Source organism: Roseateles sp. P5_E8, assembly GCF_054177665.1.
Genome location: NZ_JBGCUM010000003.1, coordinates 97,321 through 115,977, shown reverse-complemented (window position 1 = coordinate 115,977; position 18,657 = coordinate 97,321). Strand labels below are relative to the sequence as shown.

Sequence of the window (18,657 nt, the reverse complement as noted above, 5' to 3'; positions counted from 1 at the left end):
AGAGGCAAAGTCCCCTGCACAACAAGAGGGGACAGGCATGGACTTCCTGAAGAACCTGCGCGTCGGCGCCCGCCTCGGCCTTGCCTTCGCCGTCCTGCTGGCATTGATGCTGGCGATGGCCGGCGTGGGAGCGCTGCTGGCGCGTTCCATCAACCAGTACGTGGAGTACTACCCCGAGAACATCCTTCCGTCGCTGCGCGTCATTCATCAGATCGACGGCCGCGTCGCCGACGCGCGACGGTTGGAACAGCAGCACATCCTGACCGAGGACGACAAGGGCAAGCAGGCGCTCGGTGCTCAGCTCGCCAAGATCCGCGATGACCTGCGCCAGCGCCTCAAGGACTATGAGCTGCTGGTGGCGGACGATGAGGACCGCGCGCTGCTGAAGACGGTGGGCCAGGGCGTTGAAGCCTACCTCGCAGGCCAGCAGAAGTTGCTCAAGGCGTCCGACGAGAGCGCGTCGGACCCGACCCAGGGCACGGCGGCCCGCGAGATGAGTTCTGGCGCCGCCCGCACTGCCTTTCTGTCGCTGCGTGAGAACGTCAGCAAATGGTGGGACTACAACGAGAAGCTGGCAGCCGCGACAACCGCGTCGGCCCAGGCCGCCTACCGTCGCGTGCTGTGGATCTTCGCCATCGCTTCGTTCGTGACCCTGGTCATCGGCGTGCTGGCGGCCCTGACGATCACGCGCTCCATCACCGGCCCGGTGCAACGTGCGGCCGAGGCCGTCAAGGCCGTGGCCGGCGGCGACCTGACGCAGCGCCTGCAAGGCGGCGGGCGCGACGAGCTGGGCCAGCTGCTGTCCATGCTGGACGAGATGACACAGAACCTGGCGCGCATGGTGTCGGGCGTGCGCCAGGGTTGCGAGCAGCTCAACGTGGCGGCCGCCGAGATCGCCCAGGGCAATGCCGACCTGTCGGCCCGCACCGAGAGTCAGGCATCGAGCCTGGAAGAGACGGCCGCGTCGGTCGAGCAGATGGCCGCGCAGATCAAGGCCAATGCCGACAACGCGCGCCAGGCCAATCAGCTCGCCAACAGCGCCTCGGAGGTGGCTCAGGCCGGCGGCACGGCGGTGGGCGAGGTCGTCACGACGATGGACGCGATCTCGGCCTCCAGCCGCAAGATCGCCGACATCATCGGCACCATCGACGGCATTGCCTTCCAGACCAACATCCTCGCATTGAACGCGGCGGTGGAGGCGGCCCGTGCGGGCGAGCAGGGCCGGGGCTTTGCCGTCGTGGCCGGCGAGGTTCGCCTGCTGGCGCAGCGCAGCGCCGAGGCGGCCAAGGAGATCAAGAGCCTCATCGGCGACAGCGTCGGCAAGGTCGAGAGCGGCAGTGCCCAGGTACTGGCCGCGCGCGAGACCATTGCCCAGATGGTGACCGAAGTGCGCAAGGTGACCGACCTCGTCGGCGAGATCACCGTGTCAAGCCGCGAGCAGAGCGAGGGCGTGGGCCAGATCAACGCCGCGGTGAACCAGCTCGACCAAGCCACGCAGCAGAACGCCGCCCTCGTCGAGCAGACAGCCGCAGCGGCCGAGAGCATGCGCATGCAGACGACGCAGCTGAACGAGGCGGTTGCGGCCTTCCGCGTGGAGGCCGGTCATGCAGCCGCGTCGCGTTCGGCGCCGAGGGCTGCGCCCCGTCCCGCTGCTCCCAAGGCGGTCATGCACAAGCCGGCGGTCAAGCCAGCCGCGGCGAGACCGGTCGCCCAGCCCCGGCCTGCACCGGCCCCAGCGCCCAGGCCTGCCGCGCCAGCGCCCGGTGCCGGCGAAGGTGACTGGGAGACCTTTTAGGCGAACAGCGCGGCCAGGCGCCGCACGGCGTCTTCGGAATGCGCGCGGTCGGGCGTGAGGTCGTCGTTGCCGAAGTCATGCTCGCCCATGGAGGCGACGAGCAGGCCGTCGCGGCGCGGCAGGGCGACGACGTTACGGCCACGGTAGAGCACCGCGTAGTCCACCTCGGGCTGGGGAATGAGCCGCGCCGTCTGGCCGCGCACGGGGGTGAGGCTGGCGTCGCCCAGCAGCGTGCGCGCGCCGTCGCCCGTGCAGTTGACGACGACACGCTCAGGCAGGCGGGCGAGTTCACGCGGTTGGCGGAACTCGCGCTGCACCAGCTCGCCGCCATCGCGCGCGAAGTCATCCAGCAGCAGGCGCTGGTAGGCCGGGATGTTGAAGACCAGCTGCGTGAAGCGGCGCGCCTGGGCGCTGTGGAACGGGTGCTCGCCTGCGGCCAGCGCCTTGCCGCGCGGGCGCAGGTCGGCGATGCGGTCGGCGAGGTCGGGGTAGTCGGGCTCGACGGCGTAGATCGGCAGTGGCGTGTCGAACCCGTTGTCGGATACGAGGTAGCCGTCATGCCATTCCACCGGCCCCGAGGGCAGGCCCAGATAGCTCTGGTGCACCTTGAACGAGGCGCGTGCCATGGCCTCCCAACCGGCCTGCCAGGCCGGGCTGGCGTGCTCGCTCGTGACGATGCGCGAGTCCGGTGTCCACAAGCCCGTGGCGGCGGAGGAATACACGCGCGGCGGCCGGTCCTTGGCGTAGAGGCGTACCTTGAAGCCAGCTTGCTGGGCTGTGCGCGCCGTCGTCAGGCCTATGGCGCCGGCCCCGATCACGGCGATGCGCTCGCCCGGCCGGGCCTGGGCCTGGATCAGCGTGAGGGCGTGCTGTGCCGAGCCCCAGCTCAGCGACCAGCCACTGCCGCCATGGCCGTAGTGGTGAATGACTGCCTTGCCGAACAGCCGCTCGGCCTCGATGCGTGGGCCTTGCGCGCGGAATGGGCGGATGCCGACGGCGATGTCGATGATGCGGTCGACGCTGACGCGCATCGCGGCCGGTGCGCGTGGCTGGGCGAAATCGAGGGCGCGTGTCGGCAGTGCAAAAGCCGCGCTGCTGGCGGCGATGAGGTGGCGTCGCTGCATCAGGGCACCTTGCGGCCCAGCGACTTGCGGATCAGCGCCGCATCACGCAGCCGGTTGGCCGAGCCATCGGCGTCCAGCAGCACGACGGTGATCGGGCGCGTGCCGTTCATCATGCGCATGGCCAGGCAGCGGCCGGCCTCCTCGGTGTAGCCGGTCTTGGAGACGCGGATGTTCCAGCCCTTGGCGCCGACGAGCCGGTTGGTGTTGCGGATCTCGCGTTGCCGGCCGTCCACCGGCACCTTGGCCTTCTTGACGCTGGTGATGCGCTCGATCTCGCGGTAACGCGCGGCGGCGGCGGTGATGGCAGCCATCTCGGTGGCCGTCGACGTGTTGGCGGGTGACAGGCCGGTGGGATCGGTGATGGCGGTGCGGCTCAGGCCGAGCGCGCGGATCTTGGCCTGCATGGCCCGCGCGAAGCCGGCATCGCCGCCAGGGAAGGTGCGGGCCAGCGCCGCCGCCGCGCGGTTCTCGGACTCCATCAAGGCCATCTCCAGCGCCGACTGGCGCGACATCTGCGTGCCCACCCGCACCCGCGAGCGGCTGTGCTTGAGCGTGTCGACATCGTCATCGGTGATGCGCAGCTTCTCGCTCGGGTCCAGCTTCGCGTCCAGCACCACCATGGCCGTGAGCAGCTTGGTCAGCGAGGCGATGGGCACGACGGTATCGGCGTCGCGGGACATCAGCACCTTGCCGGTCTCGTCGTCGATGACCAGGACATGCTTGGCATTGACTGGCAGGCGCAGTTGCTGGGCCGGTGGTGCCTCCTTGGCGGCGGCGACAGGGCTTGCGGGTGCGGGCGGTTCGGGCGCGTCGCGGCCCTTGGCCTGCACGACGAAGCTGGTCGCGGCGATCAGCAGCGCGGGCAGGGCCAGCTTCCAGCCGGTGGCCTGGGGCCGGGGCGCCAGCAGGCGCTCGATGCGCCGCAGCAGGTCGCCGCCGCGTGCGGCCATGGCGATGGCAGGGGTGGGCTGCGGCGCCAGCTCGGGCAATTCGCTCAGCGCATGCAGGGCGAGCGCCAGGCGGCGACGGTCGCCCAGCAGCTCGGCCGACACCTCGTCCGCCACCAACTCGCGCTCGGCGCGCATGCGGGCCGACAGCCACCAGACGACCGGGTGGAAGAAGAGCAGGGCCTCGACCGCGCTTTGCAGCAGGTTGGCGACGTAGTCCCAGCGCCGCACGTGGGCCAGCTCGTGGGCCAGCAAGGCTTCGAGCAGGTCGACCGGCAGGCGGCTCAGCAGGGCGGCGGGCAACAGCACGCAGGGCCTGAGCACGCCCAGCGCGATGGGACCGGGCAGTTCGGGCAGCAGGCGCAGGCTCACCTTGTGCTTCAGGCCAAGACGGCGAGCAAGGGCGTCCAGCCGCGCCTGCCACTCAAGCGGTGCCGGCGTGCTGCGCCTGCGTGCACGGCCCACCCAGGCCAGGCCCAGCGCCAGGCGGCCCAGCATCAGGGACGTGCCCAGCGCCCAGGCGGTGACGAGGGCCGGCATCTCTGCTGCCAGTGGCGGCAGCTCGGTGGTGAACTCGACGTCGGCGGGCGTGAGGTCCAGGCATTGCGCCAGCGGCAGCGCCAGGCACAGGCCCAGGCCGGCCGCGCAGACGGCGTAGCGCCAGCGTGCCGACGCGCCGCGCAGCACGGCCAGCAGCAGCGCGGCGCCGGCGCCGATGACGGCGCCCTGCCAGACAAAGTTCACCAGGGCCCAGCCCCAGGCATTCATGGCTAGGTCCAGGCTCAAGACTGCTCTCCGTTCTTGGCCAGCAGCTGGCGGATTTCCGCGCGCTCCTTCGCGCTGACATGGTTCTTCAAGGCCGCCAGCACCAGCGCCTTGCCCGAGCCGGCAAAGGCCTTGGCGATGAAGTCCCTGACGAGGGACTGCTGCAGCTTGTCCTGCGCATGCACGGGCGCGTAGAGCTGGGGGCGCTGGCTTTCGTCGCGCATCAGCAGGCCCTTGCCGTGCATGACCTGCAGCTGGCGCAGCACGGTGGCGTAGGTGGCCTCGGGGCGCTCGGGCAGCAAGGCCTCGTGCACGGCCTTGGCGTCGGCCGGGCCGAGGCGCCACAGCACCTGCAGCAGGTCCAGCTCGGCCGCCGTCGGGCGGGTGGCGGGAGGGGGTGGTTTGCTCATGGCGTGCAGCATAGAAGTTCTAGAACTCGTTGTCTAGAACTGTTGTTCTGAATTCGGTAAACCCCTATCCGAAAGAGCCATACCGCCTGCGCAACAAGGAATATTTGTAGCGCGGCCTCGCCGCCTAAGCTGGCTTCGCATCCCTTCATAAAACACAACCCGGAGACAAAGATGACGATGCCGAAGAATGGATGGAGCCTGCGCCGCTGGTGCGCGGGCATTGCGTTGGCGATGGTGGCGGCGGGGCCAGCGGCGGCCGCCCTCGTCAAGGGCGCGGACGTGAGCTGGGTCAGCCAGGAAGAATCGGCCGGCTACAGCTTCTACAACTCGTCGGGCGCCAAGACCGACCCCTTCGTGCTGCTGAAGAACCTGGGCGTGAACACCATCCGGCTGCGCGTCTGGGTGAACCCCAGCGGCGGCTGGTGCAACGGCGCCGACACGCTCTACAAGGCCAAGCGCGCCGTGGCCCAGGGCCAGAAGGTCATGCTGACCTTCCACTACAGCGACTCCTGGGCCGACCCCGGCCAGCAGACCAAGCCCGCCGCCTGGGCCAGCCACACGCTGACGCAGCTGCAGGCCGATGTCTACTCGCACACGCAAGGCATCCTGAGCTACATGAAGAGCAACGGCGTGACCGTGGACTACGTGCAGGTGGGCAACGAGATCAACAGCGGCATGCTGTGGCCGCAGGGCCAGGCCTCGGGTTCCAGCTTCAGCGGCCTCGTCTCGCTGATCAACAACGGCTACACGGCCACCAAGTCGGTGTTCCCCAACGCCAAGGTCATCCTGCACCTGGCCAACGGCTACAACAACACGGTGTTCCGCTGGTTCTTCGACGGCATGAAGGCCAATGGTGCCAAGTACGACGTGATCGGGCTGTCGCACTACCCGACATCCAGCAACTGGAGCACGCTCAACGCACAGCTGTCCACCAACATGGCCGACATGGTGTCGCGCTACGGCAAGCCGGTGATCGTGGCCGAGACGGGCATGGACTGGCAGCAGGCCAGCGCCGCCAAGGCCATGCTCGCCGACGTGATGACACGCCTGACCGCACTGGGCTCCAACGGCCTGGGCGTGCTGTATTGGGAGCCGCAGGCCTATCCCGGCTGGCAGGGCTATACATGGGGCGCGCTGAACGGCTCGGGCTACTTCACGAGCGCGTTGGACCCGTTCTGAGAGGGCCCGGCTGGCGGCGGCGACCGTGAGATAGCGACGCTGGCCGGCTGGCCGGCCATGCCAAACTCAGCCGAATGATCGCCAGCCGCCGGCACTGTCTCCAACTCGGCCTCGCCGGCCTCATGGGTGGGGGTTCTGCGCGCGCCGTGCAGGCTGCCCACAGCTCGGAAGCGACCGTGGTGCGTTATCCGGCGCCGCAGTCGCATCTGGACACCCGCTCGCAGGACTTGATCGATCTGCTGGATGCGGTGCTGCGCCGCACCGAGGCCAGCCATGGCGCCGTCCGGTTGGAGCCTTCGCAGGACAACCTGACCGAGTTGCGCCAGTTCGCCGAGCTGAACGCGGACCGCGGCCTGCTGCACGTGACCTGGGCGACCCCGTCCGCGCAGCGCAGGACGCGTGCGCAGCCCGTGCTCTTCGATGCCCGGCGCGGCCTGCTGGGCATGCGCGTGTCCCTGGTCAGCCAGCAGCGGCTGCCCGACCTTGCCAAGGTCACCGACCTGGAGGGGTTGCGGCGCTTCACCATCGGCCAGGGCCTGGCCTGGCCGGACGTCGACGTCTTTCAGGCCAGCGGCCTGAAGGTCTACACCGTGTCCGGCTACGAGAACCTGTTCCGCATGCTGCTTGCCGGCCGTTTCGACCTGTTCCCGCGCGGTGTCGGCGAGGTGTTCGGCGAGTTCGAGGCGCACCGCGTGCAGATGCCGCAGCTGGCGGTCGACCCCAACCTGCTGCTGGTCTACCCCTATCCCTACCATTACTACTTTGCGCCCAGCCAGTCGGCGCTGGCGGCGCGTGTCGAAAAGGGCTTGCTGGAGATGAAGGCGGATGGCAGCTTTGACGCGCACCTGTGGCGCCACCACGGGCCGTCGGTCGCGCGGGCCGCGTTTCGCAAGCGCCGTGTGCTGCACCTGAACAACCCCAACCTGGACCCCGAGGCGGCGGCTGACATCGAGGCCAATCTGGCGTATTGGACGAAACCTCCATCAGCCTATCGGGGCTGACCTCAGCCCCAATCGGCTTGGCTCAGCGAGCGTCCAACTCACGGTGCCGTTTGAGCACGTGGCCGTGATGGCTGAACTGCCGAGCCAGCATCTCCACCAGATAGACCGAGCGGTGCTGGCCGCCCGTGCAGCCGATGGCGATGGTGAGGTAGCTGCGCTGGTCGGCCGCGAAGTTGGGTAGCCAGCGCGACAGGAAGCCGGCGATCTGGCCCATCATCAAACCCACCTCGGGCTGGGCCGCCAGATAAGCCGCCACCGGCGCGTCGCGCCCCGTCAGCGGCCGCAGCTCGCGGTCGTAGTAAGGGTTGGGCAGCACGCGCACGTCGAAGACGAAATCCGCGTCGCTGGGCACGCCGCGCTTGAAGGCAAAGCTCTCGAACACCAGGGTCAGTTTGGTGCTGGCATTGGGACCCACAAGATCGCCCAGCCAGGCGCGCAGCTGGGCGGGGCGCAGCTGGCTGGTGTCGATGACGGTGGACTCGGCCTTCAGGCCGCTCATCAGTTCGCGCTCCAGCTGGATGGCGTCGAGCAGCAGGCGGTGGCTGTCTTCGGCGGCACCGTCCAGCGAGCCGAAACCGGTGTCGCGGCCCTGGCGCAGCGGGTGAGGGCGGCGCGTCTCGGAGAAGCGGCGCATCAGCGCCTCGTCGCTGGCGTCCAGGAAGATGGAGCGCACCTGCACGCCGCTGGCGCGCAACTCCTTCAGCAGCGGCAGCATCAGCGGCAGCGAGCCCGCCGAGCGCACGTCCACGGCGATGGCGACACGGCGCTCGCCGCGCTGTTGCTCAAGCTTCAGGAAGTCCAGCAGCAGTTCGGCCGGCAGGTTGTCGACGCAGAAATAGCCGGCGTCCTCCAGCGCATGCATGGCGACGGATTTGCCGCCGCCGGACATGCCGGTCAGCAGCACGACGTCGCCTTGCAGCTCGTGTTCCAGGCTCATGATCTGGCCTTCTTTGCCTTGGTTGCAGAGGTGGAGGCCGCCAGCATCTCCTGCGCATGGGCGAGGCTGGTGGACGACAGCCGCTCGCCGCCCAGCATGCGGGCGATCTCGGCGACGCGGGCTTCGCCGGCCACCGGCGTGACGCGGCTGGCGGTGGCGCCATCCTGCAGGCTCTTGGCGACGACAAGATGACGGTCGGCGCAGGCGGCCACCTGGGGCAGGTGGGTCACGGCCAGAACCTGGCGTTCCCGGCCCAGCTGCTTCATCAGCCGGCCCACGGTCTCGGCCACGGCGCCGCCGATGCCGACGTCGATCTCGTCAAAGATCAGCGTGCCCGGTGCGTTGCCATCGCTCGCCTGGCTGGCGGTCACCGAGATCGCCAAGGCGATGCGCGACAGCTCGCCGCCCGACGCCACCTTGGCCAGCGGCCGCGGCGTGCTGCCGGCGTGGCCGGCGACCAGAAACTCGGCGGACTCGGCGCCATAGCTCTGCGGCTCCGCAGCCGGCAGCAGCGTGACGTCGAACTGGCCGCCGGCCATGCCGAGCTGCTGCATCGCTGCGGTGACGGCCGACGCGAGCTGGGGCGCGGCCTTTTTGCGGGCGCGGCTGGCGGCCTGGGCCTCGGCATCGAAGGCCTTGCGGGCGCTGGCCAGGGCGGCTTCCAGCTGGGCGGGATCGCTGGCGGCGTTCAGCGCGGCCAGCTCGTCGCGCCACTGGGCGAGCAGCGCGGGCAGCTCCTGCGGCTGGCGGCGGTAGCGGCGCGCCAGCGTCATCCAGGCGGAGACGCGCTCGTCCAGCTCACCCAGGCGGGTGGGGTCCAGGTCGGTCTTGTGCAGATAGCCGGCCAACGTGTGGCTGGCGTCCTGCAGCTGGGCCTGCACGTCGCGCAGCGCCTGCACGGCGGGCAGCAGGCGGGCGTCGTGGTCGAGCACGCGCTCCAACTGGTCCAGCGCGCCGCTGGCCAGGGACTGGGCGCTGGGTTCGGCGTCGTCCAGCGCGTCCAGCGCCGAGCGTGCCGCGTCGAGCAACGACTGCCCGTGGGACAGGCGCTGGTGCTCGGCGTTCAGCTCGTCCCACTCGCCCTCGGCCGGCGCCAGGCTGTCCAACTCGCCGATCTGCCAGGCCAGGCGCTCGCGTTCGCGCTGGGCGTCGGCCTGCAGGCTCTGCGCCTTCTGCAGTGACTCGGCGGCCTGCTTCCAGGCGGCGTAGGCGCGAGCCAGCGGCGCGGTGTCCAGGCCGGCAAAGCCGTCCAGCAGCTCGCGCACGGCGGCCGGGCGGGTCAGGCCTTGCCAGGCATGCTGCCCGTGGATGTCGAGCAGATGGTCGGCCAGCTCGCGCAACTGCGTCAGTGTGGCAGCGCCGCCGTTGATCCAGGCGCGACTCTTGCCGGCGGCGTCGATGACGCGGCGCAGCAGCAGCGTGTCGTCGGCATCGAAGCCGGCGTCATCCAGCCAGCCGCGCAGATGCGCCGGCGTGTCGAACTCGGCCGTGATCTCCGCCTTGGCCGCGCCCTCGCGCACGACGCCGGCCTCGCCCCGGCCGCCCAGGGCCAGCTGCAATGCGTCGATGAGGATGGACTTGCCCGCGCCGGTCTCGCCGGTCAGCACGGCAAAGCCGGGCTCGAAATCAAGCTCGAGGACCGGGACGATGACGAAGTCTTTGAGGGACAGGTGCCGCAGCATGTTTTGGATTTGGCCTACAAGTACCAGCGGAGTTTGCGACGCAGCGTCGCGTAATAGCTCCAGCCCTTGGGGTGCAGGAAGCGGACCTGATGCTGGCTGCGCCGCACGGTGATGGTGTCGCCGTGCAGCAGGCTGGCCAGGCTTTGCATGTCAAAGTTCACCGACGCGTCGCGCCCGGCCAGGATTTCCAGGCTGACCTCGCCCAGGTCGGGCAGCACGATGGGCCGGTTGGACAGCGTGTGCGGCGCAATCGGCACCAGCAGCCAGCCGGCGATGCTGGGGTGCATGAGGGGGCCGCCGGCCGACAGCGCGTACGCCGTGGAGCCGGTGGGCGAGGCGACGATGAGGCCGTCGGCGCGCATGTTGGCGACGAACTGATCGCCCACCGAGACCTTCAGCTCCACCATGCCCGCCGTGCCGCCGCGGCTGACGACAACGTCGTTGAGCGCCAGGCCCGAGAAGATGGATTCGCCATCGCGCAGCACGGCGCCTTCCAGCATCGCGCGCGATTCCACCTCGTAGTCGCCGGCCAGCACGGGCGCCAGCGATTCGCGCCAGCGTTCGATGGGGATGTCGGTGATGAAGCCCAGCCGGCCCTGGTTGATGCCCAGCAGCGGCACGCCATACCGCGCCATCTCGCGGGCGAAACCCAGCATGGTGCCGTCGCCGCCGATGACGACGGCCAGGTCGCAGGCCTTGCCGAGTTCGTCGTGGGAGAGGGCGTCGTAGTCGGTCAGCCCGGTGTTGAGCGCCGTCTCGGCTTCGAGCGACACGTCGAGCCCTTGGCTGCACAAAAAATGGGCAATTTCCTCCAGCACCGGCCTGATGCCCGGCGCCTGATGCTTGCCCACGATGGCGACATGTCTGAAGCGCTCGGCCATGCGGCAAATTACACCACAGGGGTATCGCCTCTCCATCGAGGAAAGGGGGTGTCCATAGAATGCACAGATGCTCGACGAGCGCTCCAAATCCCTGCTGAAAACCCTGGTCGAACGCTATATCGCGGACGGGCAGCCCGTCGGTTCGCGCACGCTGTCCAAGGCCTCGGGCCTGGAACTCAGCGCGGCGACCATCCGCAATGTGATGGCCGACCTGGAAGAACTCGGCCTCATCGCCAGCCCGCACACCAGCGCCGGTCGCATCCCGACGCCGCGTGGCTATCGCCTTTTCGTCGACACGATGCTGACGGCTCAACCCGCCCTCATCGGCGTGGAGACGACCCGCTTGCAGCCCGATCAGCCGCAGCGCGTCATCGCCAGCGCGGCGCAGATGCTGTCCAACCTGTCCAGCTTCGTCGGGGTAGTCACTTCACCCAGGAAGCCCAGCGTCTTTCATCACATCGAGTTCCTGCGCCTGGGCGAACGCCGCGTCCTCGTCATCCTCGTCTCGCCGGACGGCGACGTGCAGAACCGCGTCATCTTCACGGCTCAGGACCTCAGCCAGGGCGAACTGGCCGAGGCCAGCAACCGCCTGAACGCCGGCTACGCGGGCCTGACGCTGGAGGGCGTGCGCGAACGCCTGCGCAGCGAGGTGGACGAACTGCGCGGTGAGATCGCCCAGTTGATGAGCGCGGCGGTGAAGGTCGGTACCGAGGCCATGGAGCAGCAGGACGAACAGGTCGTCGTCTCCGGCGAACGCAACCTGCTGACCGTGCAGGACTTCAGCCACGACATGGGCAGCCTGCGCCGCCTCTTCGACCTCTTCGAGCAGAAGACGCAGCTGATGCGCCTGCTGGACACGTCCAGCCGCGCTGAGGGCGTGCGCATCTACATCGGCGGCGAGAGCAAGGTCGTGCCCTACGAGGAGCTGTCCATCGTGTCGGCGCCCTACGAGGTGGACGGTCAGGTCGTCGGCACGCTTGGCGTCATCGGCCCCACGCGCATGGCCTACGACCGCATGATCCAGATCGTCGACATCACGTCGCGCATGGTGGGGCAGGCGCTCTCGCAACGCTGATTACGCCGCTCAGACGACCACTAGAATCCGCGCCTTCCGGGAGATTTCCCAGGGGCCGTTAGCTCAGTTGGTCAGAGCAGAGGACTCATAATCCTTTGGTCGTTGGTTCAAGTCCAACACGGCCTACCAAACTCCCCGTTTGGTATTTACAGCCTGCGCGACGCAGGCTGCAGCGCGAAAGCCAGTTTTGCGCAGGCGTAACAGCCGCCCAGCCCTCCTACAAGTTGGCAACTGCAAGGGTTTTGACTGGTATTCCCGTTGATGGTGAGCTTTTATCGGTGGCTATCATTTATTGGTTATCCGATTGGCCCCTTTCCTTCCATCCCGCCTGGTCCATCTTTCGCCAGCGTGAGGTACGAGTCGCTACCGACGCATGCGTGAATCGATCCTCCTGTTTCTCCGCGCGAACCGTCGGCACCTGCTGGATTTAGGGCTGGCGAGCCTGCTGGTCAACGCTTTCGTGTTGACGCTGCCGCTGTTCTCGATGCTGGTCTACGACAAGGCCGTCGGCAACGAGTTGCACGAGACGCTGTGGGCGCTGGCGCTGGGCATGGTGCTGCTGTTCGCGCTGGAGCTGGTGCTGCGCTTCTCCCGCGTGATGCTGGTGGAGCATGCCGGCGCGCGTTGGGACATGCATCTGGACGAGCGCCTGCTGCGCGGCGTGCTGGCCGCGCCGGCCTCCAAGCCGCTGGCGGTGGGCACGCTGCTGGCGCGCTACCGCGAGCTGGGCTCCACACGGGACGTGCTGTCCGCCCAGTTCCTGCTGCCGCTGGCCGACGTGCCGTTTGCACTGATCTTCGCCATCGTGCTGGCCGTCATCGCCGGCCCGCTGGTGCTGATTCCGCTTGGCTTTGGCGCGCTGCTGTTGCTGACGGGCGGCGTGCTGCAGGCCGCCGCCGCGCGCCGTTCGCGGGTGGCGACGCAGGCGTCGGGCACCAAACTGTCGTGGCTGGTGGATGTGCTGATGGCGCGCGAAAGCCTCATGTCCGTCGCCGCCGCGCGCGTGGCCGAGGGCGGCCTGCGCGAGCCCTCGGCCATCTCGGCGCGGGCGGCGGCGCGGGCGCGCGTGTGGCAGCAGGTCAGCCAGCAGTTGCTGCCGGTGGGCATGTCGGCCTGCACGGTGCTGACGCTGGTGGCCGGCGTCTACCGCATCGAAGCCCAGGCGCTCAGCGTCGGCGGGCTCATCTCCACGACGATGCTGGGCGGCCGCCTGGTCAGCTCGATCTGCCTGTTTGCGCCGGTGGTGCTGCGCTGGCAGGAATTCATGCGCGCGCTGCGCGACATGGGCCAGACCGTGGCGCTGGACGCGGCGACGCTGCCCGACCGCGAGCTGGGTGGCCCGCTCGGGGTTGCAGCGGCCGAAGGCGTGCGCCTGGGCGGCGTCGGCTTTGCCTACCCGGACCGGCCGCCCGTGCTGGCCGACCTGAACGTGACGTTGAAGCCGGGCGAGCTGGTTGCCGTGGTGGGCAGCTCGGGTGCCGGCAAGTCGACGTTGTTGAAGCTGCTGGCAGGCCATGTCGTGCCGACCTCGGGGCAGTACGCGCTCGGCGGTCGCGTCGTGCAGGACGACCTGACCCGCCGCTGGCTGGCCGGTGCCGTGGCCTACAAGCCGCAGGAGCCGGGCTTCCTGGCCGGCGCGTTGCAGGACGTGGTGGCGCCCGGTGAGGGCGGCAGCCGCGAGGCCGAGCTGCTGCGCACGCTGCGCGTCGCCGGCCTGGGTCCGCAGCTGGACCGTGGCGAGCTGGGCCTGAACACCGAGCTGGGCTCCAACGGCGCCGGGCTGTCGGGCGGCCAGCGGCAGATGCTGGCCCTGGCGCGCGTGCTGCACCAGATGTCCGACCTGGTGCTGCTGGACGAGCCCACGCTGGGCCTGGACCGCCAGGCCCAGGAAGGTTTTCTCGCGGCGCTGCCCAGCTGGCGCGACGGGCGCTGCGTCGTCGTCGCTACGCACAGTGCCGAGCTGATCCAGATCTGCGACCGCGTGCTGGTGCTGGAGCGTGGGCGCCTGGTGGCCGACGCGCCGCCGCAGCGGCTGCTGGCGCCCGGCTCGGTGACACCGCGGACGCCCGCGCCGCGCGCGACGTCTGCCTGAAGGAATGCGTCAAATGTCTTTCTCCCCGCGTCGCCTGAGCAGCCTGCTGCTGCTCTGCCTGGCGCCAACCTGGGCCGCCGCTCAAGCCGAGCCGCCCGCTGCGGCGGCCTCGGCCGTTGAAACGGCCAAGCCTCGCGTCGCCAGCCTGCAACTGCTGCTCGGCATGCCGCCCGTGCTGCCGCTGACCGGCACCGGCCCGGCGCTGTCGCTCGGCGATGCGTTGCAGCTGGCTTGGCAGAACAGCCCCGAAGTGGCCGCCGCGCGCTACCGGGCGCTGAGCTTCGACTACACCCGCAAGGCCGCGCGCGGTGCGCTGCTGCCCAAGTTGGAAACGCGCTTCTCCGTCGGCCGTGGCCACCTGGAAACGCCGGACCGCAAGGACAACCTGCTGCGCAGCGACAACTCCGCCGTGCTCAGCCAGGCGCTGGTGGACGAGAGCGCGCGCCACGAATGGACGCGCCAGGAGCTGCTGGCTGCCTCGGCTGAGATCCAGCAGGCCGGCGTCGAGTCGCAGACGCTGCTGGACACCGGCAGCGCATGGTTCGCCGTGCTGCAGCAGCGCGTCGGCGTGGAGCTGGGCCAGGGCTACGAGAAGGAGTTGAACGAGCTGCTGCGCTACATCAGCGACCGCGTGGCCGCCGGTGGCGCCAGCCCGGCGGAGCGCGAACGCATCACGGCGCGCGTGGCCAACGTGCGCTCCGGCCTGGCCGACTCGCGCGCGGCGCTGGCGGCGGCGCTGCGCAACTTCCAGCGCCTGTCGTCGGTGACGCCCTTTGGCCTGGCGCTGGATGCGCCCATGGACCTCTATCTGCCGAGCGACGCGGAAGCTGCGCTGACCGAGGCCGACGGCGCCAACGCCGAGATCCTGGCGTCGCGGCTGGAGCAGCAGGCTGCGGAGTCCGAGCGCAAGGGCAACCGCGCCGCCTTCCTCCCGCGCGTGGCGCTGGAGCTGACGCACTCGCAGACCCGCAACGCCGCCGGCAGCGAGGCCCAGCAGCGCGACAGCAAGGCCATGGTCGTCATGACGTTGCCGCTGCTCAACGGCGGCGCCGACTACTCGCGCATGAAGGCCGCCGAGGCGCGCCGCAGCGAGCTGGAGGCGCGCGGCGAGGGCGTGCGCCGCCGCGTCGTGCAGGACCTGGAGACCAGCTACGCCAACCTCGGCGCGGCGACCGAGCGCTTCGCCTCCGTGCGCGACGAGCTGGAGGCCAATCGCAAGGTCGTCGACGCCTTCCGCGCCCAGCTCACCGGCGGCAACCGCCAGCTGCTGGACGTGCTGGACGCCTACCAGCGCCTGCACCAGAGCCGCCTGGACATCGTGCAGGTCGTCGTCAGCGCCGCCCAGAACGAGTGGCGCATTGCCCATTTGACCGGCGCTCTGCGCACGGTCATCGCGAGGTAATCCGATGTCAGGCGGCGGCAAAGGCGGCGGTGGGGATTTCTGGCCAGGCTTCGTGGATGCGCTGACCAATGTGGTCATCGCGATGGTGTTCGTCATCGTCGTGCTGGCGATCGCGCTGAGCTTCTCGGCGCAGATGCTGGCCAAGCGCATGGCGGCCAAGATCGCCGAGCAGCAGGCCGAGCTGGGCAAGGCGCGGCAGGTTGTCATCGCGCCGGCCGCTGAGAAGGAGCGGCCCGTGACCGGTGCACCCCTCGTCGACACGAAGGCGCCGCAGCGCACCCGCATCGCCGTGGCCGGCAACGAGGCCGCGCTCGCCGCGAGTGCGGCCAGCGCCAAGGTCAAGCCGGCGGAGCACTATCTGCAATTGGACTTCGCGCCGGGCGCCCTGACCGTCGATGCCGCCGCCGCCAAGGCGCTGGGCGACGCGCTCGCGCCCTTGAAGCAGCGCCTGGCCGAATCGCCCACCTTGCGGCTGGAGGTCGTCGCCATCGGCCCGGAAATCCACCTCAGCGAGAACCAGCGCGCCGCATTCATCCGCGCGATGGCCGTTCGCAACGAGCTGCTGGGCCAGGGCATCGCGGGCGACCGCATCGTCACGCGCATCGACATGAATGCCAGCGCGCCGCAGGCGGCCGTCGCCGTGCGCCTGGGAGAGAAGCCATGACGACAGCAGCCACCGCAGCAGCGACGCGCGACGTCCCCGTGGACCTGCTGCTCTCCTACTTCGACAACACGCTCGGCCAGACCCGCCGCCTGCGCCGCCCGCGTGCGCTGATCTATGCGACGACGGTCGTCATCGCCGCGCTGGGGCTGTGGACGGCGCTCGCCAACGTCGACCTGGTCGTGCACACGCAGGGCCGCATCGTGCCCTCGGGCAAGCAGCAGCTGGTGCAGCATCTGGAAGGCGGCATCCTGTCCAAGGTCTTTGTGCACGAGGGTGACACGGTGACGGCCGGCCAGCCCCTCGTCGCCGTGTCGGACCTGCAGGCCAATTCATCCCGCGCCGAGAAGAGCGCGCGGCTGACAGGCATGGCGGCCCGCGTGGCACGCCTGGATGCCGAGGCCAGCGGCGCGCCGCGCTTCCTGCCACCGGCCGGCGCGGCGGCGAACGACCCGGCCGTGCGCGCCGAGTCGGAGTCTTTTGCCGCCCGCACCGCCAAGCTGGCGCAGACCACCCGCGTGCTGGACGAGCAGGCCACGCAGCGCCGCCAGGAGGCCGCCGAGGCCGCCGCGCGCGGCAAGGGCCTGCGCGCGGAGCTGGAGGTGGCGCGCTCCCAGCTGAGCCTGGTGCAGAACATGGTCAACCGCAACGCCGGCTCGCAGAGCGAACTGCTCGATGCGCGCGGCCGCGTCGAGCGGCTGACGACGCAGATCGCCGAGAGCGAGGCCTCGCTGCCGCGCCTGGCCGCCGCCGCCGCCGAGCTGGCCGCCCGCAAGGCCGAGGTGGTCGCCCAGTTCCACAGCGAGGCCCGCACCGCGCTGAGCGACGCGCGCGTGGAACTGCGTCGGCTGGAGGAAGACATCAAGACCGAGAACGACCGCGTGCGCCGCACGGTGTTGACGGCGCCCGTGGCCGGCATCGTCAACAAGCTGGCCAGCAACACGGTGGGCGGCGTCGTCAAGCCCGGCGAGACGCTGCTGGAGCTGACGCCGCAGGACGACGCCCTCGTCGTCGAGACCCGTGCCTCGCCCGCCGAGCGCGGCACGCTGCGCGTCGGCCTGCCGACGCGCGTCAAGGTCGCGGCCTTCGACTACACGACCTACGGCACGCTGGAAGCGCGCGTCACCGAGATCAGCGCCGACAGCCTCGTCGACGAACGCGGCGAGCGCTATTTCCGCGTCGTGTCCGCCGTGGACCCCGCCAGCGCCAAGCGCTTTGCGCAGCCGCTGGGCCCGGGCATGAGCGTCAGCGCCGACGTCGTCACGGGCCGTCGCACCGTTTTGCAATACCTGCTGTCGCCGATTCGCGGCATGGCCGACACCGCCTTGCGGGATCGCAAATGAGTTCAAGGAATTTCCAATGAGCGACACCCACACCGCCGTCGTGTCCGAGCCGCTGCTGCCGCGCGGGCCGAAGGGGCGCGACCACGGCATCGGCGCCCGGCACGTCTTCTTCGTGGCGCTGCCGCTGCTGGCCATGCTGGCCGGCGCGGCGTCGATGTGGCACTTCGTGTCCTTCGCCATCATGGCCAACCCCGTCCTCAACGGCCTGATCATTGCCGTGCTGTGCTGGGGCATGTGGACCATGGTGGGCCACTTGCTGGAGCTGTTCGGCGAGGACCGCGTCTTCCGCGCCGGCATGCGCTGGCTGCAGGACGGCGACGCCAGCGGCGAGCAGCATCCGCGCCTGGGGCCGCCGGCCTTCGTGACCGGCATGCTGGACCGGCTGCAGAAGCTCGGCCTCGGCCACCAGGTCTACATCCACAGCTCGGCGATGGAGCCCGAGATCGAGGCGCTGGAGCAGTACCTCAACAAGCGCCAGGAGCTGAGCCAGTTCCTCGTCGGCCTGATGGTGGGCCTGGGCCTGCTGGGCACCTTCGTCGGCCTGCTGGAGACGCTGGTCGAGACCTCCAACCTCATCGGCACCATCGCCAAGGGCGCGGGAGGCGGTGGCGACATGGAGGGCGAGTTCGTCAAGATCGTTGGCGGTCTGCAAAAGCCGCTGTCTGCGATGGGCACCGCCTTCTCGGCGTCCATGTTCGGCCTGGTGGGCTCCATCGTGCTGGGCTTCCAGATGGTGGCCGTGCGCAAGGCCGCCACCGACCTCATCGAGACGGTGCGCGGCAATGTGCTGTCGCTGGCCGAGAAGAGCAGCGTCAACGAGAACGTCGAGATCAGCGAGCGCTTCCTGGCGACATTGCTGGCCGACATCCTGGAGCAGCACCGCGCGTCCACCACCGGCCTGGCCGACGTCGTGGCGCGGCTCGACCAACTGGTGCCGCAGGTCGCGCAGATGGCCGGCGCCTCGGCGCGCCTGACCGAGAGGCTGGAAAGCCAGGAGGCCGTGCTGGAGCGCACCACGGCCACCGTCGGCGGCGTGGGCGACGTGGTGCCGGCGATGGCGCGGCTGGCCAACGCGGCCGAGGGCATGCTGCAGGAGAGCGGTTCGTCCAACGAGCGCGTCGGCCGCATGCTGGACTTCCTGCCCGCGCAAGAGGCCTTGGTCGTCAACGTGAAGCTGGCGCTGACGCGTGTGGAAAGCCTGGAGCGCGAGATCGGCGCGCTGACGGCGTCCAACGAAGGCCTCAAGGACGAGGTGCTGCAACAGGCCGCCCTCGTCAAGCGCATGGACTCGACGCTATGGAACCTGGAGAAAGACCAGCTCCGCGACGCGTTGTCCGACGGCAAGGGGCCGCGCACATGAGCC

General features: G+C 69.7%; 15 protein-coding genes and 1 tRNA gene. 10 read left to right on the top strand and 6 right to left on the bottom strand.

The features are described 5' to 3' along the window. Positions 1-37: 37 nt before the first annotated feature. Positions 38-1,795, top strand: a complete 1,758-nt coding sequence (locus ACXRVZ_RS02890; RefSeq protein WP_457422532.1) for a methyl-accepting chemotaxis protein — start codon at positions 38-40, stop codon at positions 1,793-1,795. Here the strand turns inward: ACXRVZ_RS02890 and ACXRVZ_RS02885 are convergent. The 3 genes from ACXRVZ_RS02885 to ACXRVZ_RS02875 are packed head-to-tail and all read right to left on the bottom strand — an operon-like array spanning position 1,792 to position 5,041. After that, positions 1,792-2,919, bottom strand: a complete 1,128-nt coding sequence (locus ACXRVZ_RS02885) for an FAD-dependent oxidoreductase (protein ID WP_458232177.1) — start codon at positions 2,917-2,919, stop codon at positions 1,792-1,794. The two genes, ACXRVZ_RS02890 and ACXRVZ_RS02885, sit on opposite strands and share 4 nt — an antisense overlap. Then, positions 2,919-4,652: a M56 family metallopeptidase gene (locus tag ACXRVZ_RS02880; protein ID WP_457422528.1), complete on the bottom strand. Its 1,734-nt coding sequence runs from the start codon at positions 4,650-4,652 to the stop codon at positions 2,919-2,921. The genes ACXRVZ_RS02885 and ACXRVZ_RS02880 overlap by 1 nt, the downstream gene beginning before the upstream one ends. After that, positions 4,649-5,041, bottom strand: coding sequence for a BlaI/MecI/CopY family transcriptional regulator (locus ACXRVZ_RS02875; RefSeq protein WP_458232176.1), 393 nt, complete (start codon positions 5,039-5,041; stop codon positions 4,649-4,651). Before ACXRVZ_RS02875 ends, ACXRVZ_RS02880 begins: the two co-directional genes overlap by 4 nt. A 171-nt stretch (positions 5,042-5,212) precedes the next feature. On the opposite strand from ACXRVZ_RS02875, the gene ACXRVZ_RS02870 reads away from it, so the two are divergent. Beyond that, the gene (locus ACXRVZ_RS02870; RefSeq protein ID WP_457422524.1) at positions 5,213-6,220 is read left to right on the top strand and encodes a glycoside hydrolase family 53 protein; all 1,008 of its coding nucleotides are present in this window, start codon (positions 5,213-5,215) and stop codon (positions 6,218-6,220) included. A gap of 146 nt (positions 6,221-6,366) precedes the next feature. After that, the gene (locus ACXRVZ_RS02865; RefSeq protein ID WP_458232175.1) at positions 6,367-7,221 is read left to right on the top strand and encodes a hypothetical protein; all 855 of its coding nucleotides are present in this window, start codon (positions 6,367-6,369) and stop codon (positions 7,219-7,221) included. A 22-nt stretch (positions 7,222-7,243) separates the two neighbouring features. Here the strand turns inward: ACXRVZ_RS02865 and rapZ are convergent, their stop codons facing one another. From rapZ to ACXRVZ_RS02850, 3 genes are read right to left on the bottom strand one after another with little or no spacing between them, the layout of a single operon-like run. Continuing rightward, positions 7,244-8,158: an RNase adapter RapZ gene (gene rapZ, locus ACXRVZ_RS02860; RefSeq protein ID WP_457422520.1), complete on the bottom strand. Its 915-nt coding sequence runs from the start codon at positions 8,156-8,158 to the stop codon at positions 7,244-7,246. Beyond that, positions 8,155-9,840, bottom strand: a complete 1,686-nt coding sequence (recN, locus tag ACXRVZ_RS02855) for a DNA repair protein RecN (protein WP_457422518.1) — start codon at positions 9,838-9,840, stop codon at positions 8,155-8,157. Before recN ends, rapZ begins: the two co-directional genes overlap by 4 nt. 14 nt (positions 9,841-9,854) lie before the next feature. Then, complete coding sequence (locus ACXRVZ_RS02850) at positions 9,855-10,721, bottom strand: NAD kinase (protein WP_457422516.1); 867 nt, start codon at positions 10,719-10,721, stop codon at positions 9,855-9,857. A gap of 67 nt (positions 10,722-10,788) precedes the next feature. Here ACXRVZ_RS02850 and hrcA point away from each other — a divergent pair, with 67 nt between their 5' ends. From hrcA to ACXRVZ_RS02815, 7 genes are all read left to right on the top strand, one after another. Then, positions 10,789-11,796, top strand: coding sequence for a heat-inducible transcriptional repressor HrcA (gene hrcA / locus ACXRVZ_RS02845; RefSeq protein WP_457422515.1), 1,008 nt, complete (start codon positions 10,789-10,791; stop codon positions 11,794-11,796). Positions 11,797-11,848: 52 nt separating this feature from the next. Continuing rightward, positions 11,849-11,925 (top strand) — tRNA-Ile (locus tag ACXRVZ_RS02840). Between the two features lie 244 nt (positions 11,926-12,169). Next, positions 12,170-13,888, top strand: a complete 1,719-nt coding sequence (locus ACXRVZ_RS02835; protein WP_457421239.1) for an ATP-binding cassette domain-containing protein — start codon at positions 12,170-12,172, stop codon at positions 13,886-13,888. A 13-nt stretch (positions 13,889-13,901) separates the two neighbouring features. Beyond that, complete coding sequence (locus ACXRVZ_RS02830; protein ID WP_457421241.1) at positions 13,902-15,290, top strand: TolC family protein; 1,389 nt, start codon at positions 13,902-13,904, stop codon at positions 15,288-15,290. Between the two features lie 52 nt (positions 15,291-15,342). Beyond that, positions 15,343-15,954, top strand: coding sequence for a hypothetical protein (locus ACXRVZ_RS02825; RefSeq protein ID WP_457421243.1), 612 nt, complete (start codon positions 15,343-15,345; stop codon positions 15,952-15,954). Then, positions 15,951-17,294 carry an HlyD family type I secretion periplasmic adaptor subunit gene (locus ACXRVZ_RS02820; protein WP_457421245.1) on the top strand — a complete coding sequence of 448 codons (1,344 nt, stop codon included), beginning with the start codon at positions 15,951-15,953 and terminating at the stop codon, positions 17,292-17,294. The genes ACXRVZ_RS02825 and ACXRVZ_RS02820 overlap by 4 nt, the downstream gene beginning before the upstream one ends. Before the next feature lie 16 nt (positions 17,295-17,310). Next, positions 17,311-18,654, top strand: coding sequence for a hypothetical protein (locus ACXRVZ_RS02815; protein ID WP_457421247.1), 1,344 nt, complete (start codon positions 17,311-17,313; stop codon positions 18,652-18,654). Positions 18,655-18,657: the final 3 nt, after the last annotated feature.

What these genes read in the sequence shown, in the direction of transcription:
- recN (WP_457422518.1), bottom strand. Translation starts at nt 9,840, where the DNA reads ATGCTGCGGCACCTGTCCCTCAAAGACTTCGTCATCGTCCCGGTCCTC.
- ACXRVZ_RS02835 (WP_457421239.1), top strand. Translation starts at nt 12,170, where the DNA reads ATGCGTGAATCGATCCTCCTGTTTCTCCGCGCGAACCGTCGGCACCTG.
- ACXRVZ_RS02850 (WP_457422516.1), bottom strand. Translation starts at nt 10,721, where the DNA reads ATGGCCGAGCGCTTCAGACATGTCGCCATCGTGGGCAAGCATCAGGCG.
- ACXRVZ_RS02815 (WP_457421247.1), top strand. Translation starts at nt 17,311, where the DNA reads ATGAGCGACACCCACACCGCCGTCGTGTCCGAGCCGCTGCTGCCGCGC.
- ACXRVZ_RS02820 (WP_457421245.1), top strand. Translation starts at nt 15,951, where the DNA reads ATGACGACAGCAGCCACCGCAGCAGCGACGCGCGACGTCCCCGTGGAC.
- ACXRVZ_RS02870 (WP_457422524.1), top strand. Translation starts at nt 5,213, where the DNA reads ATGACGATGCCGAAGAATGGATGGAGCCTGCGCCGCTGGTGCGCGGGC.
- ACXRVZ_RS02890 (WP_457422532.1), top strand. Translation starts at nt 38, where the DNA reads ATGGACTTCCTGAAGAACCTGCGCGTCGGCGCCCGCCTCGGCCTTGCC.
- ACXRVZ_RS02875 (WP_458232176.1), bottom strand. Translation starts at nt 5,041, where the DNA reads ATGAGCAAACCACCCCCTCCCGCCACCCGCCCGACGGCGGCCGAGCTG.
- ACXRVZ_RS02830 (WP_457421241.1), top strand. Translation starts at nt 13,902, where the DNA reads ATGTCTTTCTCCCCGCGTCGCCTGAGCAGCCTGCTGCTGCTCTGCCTG.
- hrcA (WP_457422515.1), top strand. Translation starts at nt 10,789, where the DNA reads ATGCTCGACGAGCGCTCCAAATCCCTGCTGAAAACCCTGGTCGAACGC.
- ACXRVZ_RS02885 (WP_458232177.1), bottom strand. Translation starts at nt 2,919, where the DNA reads ATGCAGCGACGCCACCTCATCGCCGCCAGCAGCGCGGCTTTTGCACTG.
- rapZ (WP_457422520.1), bottom strand. Translation starts at nt 8,158, where the DNA reads ATGAGCCTGGAACACGAGCTGCAAGGCGACGTCGTGCTGCTGACCGGC.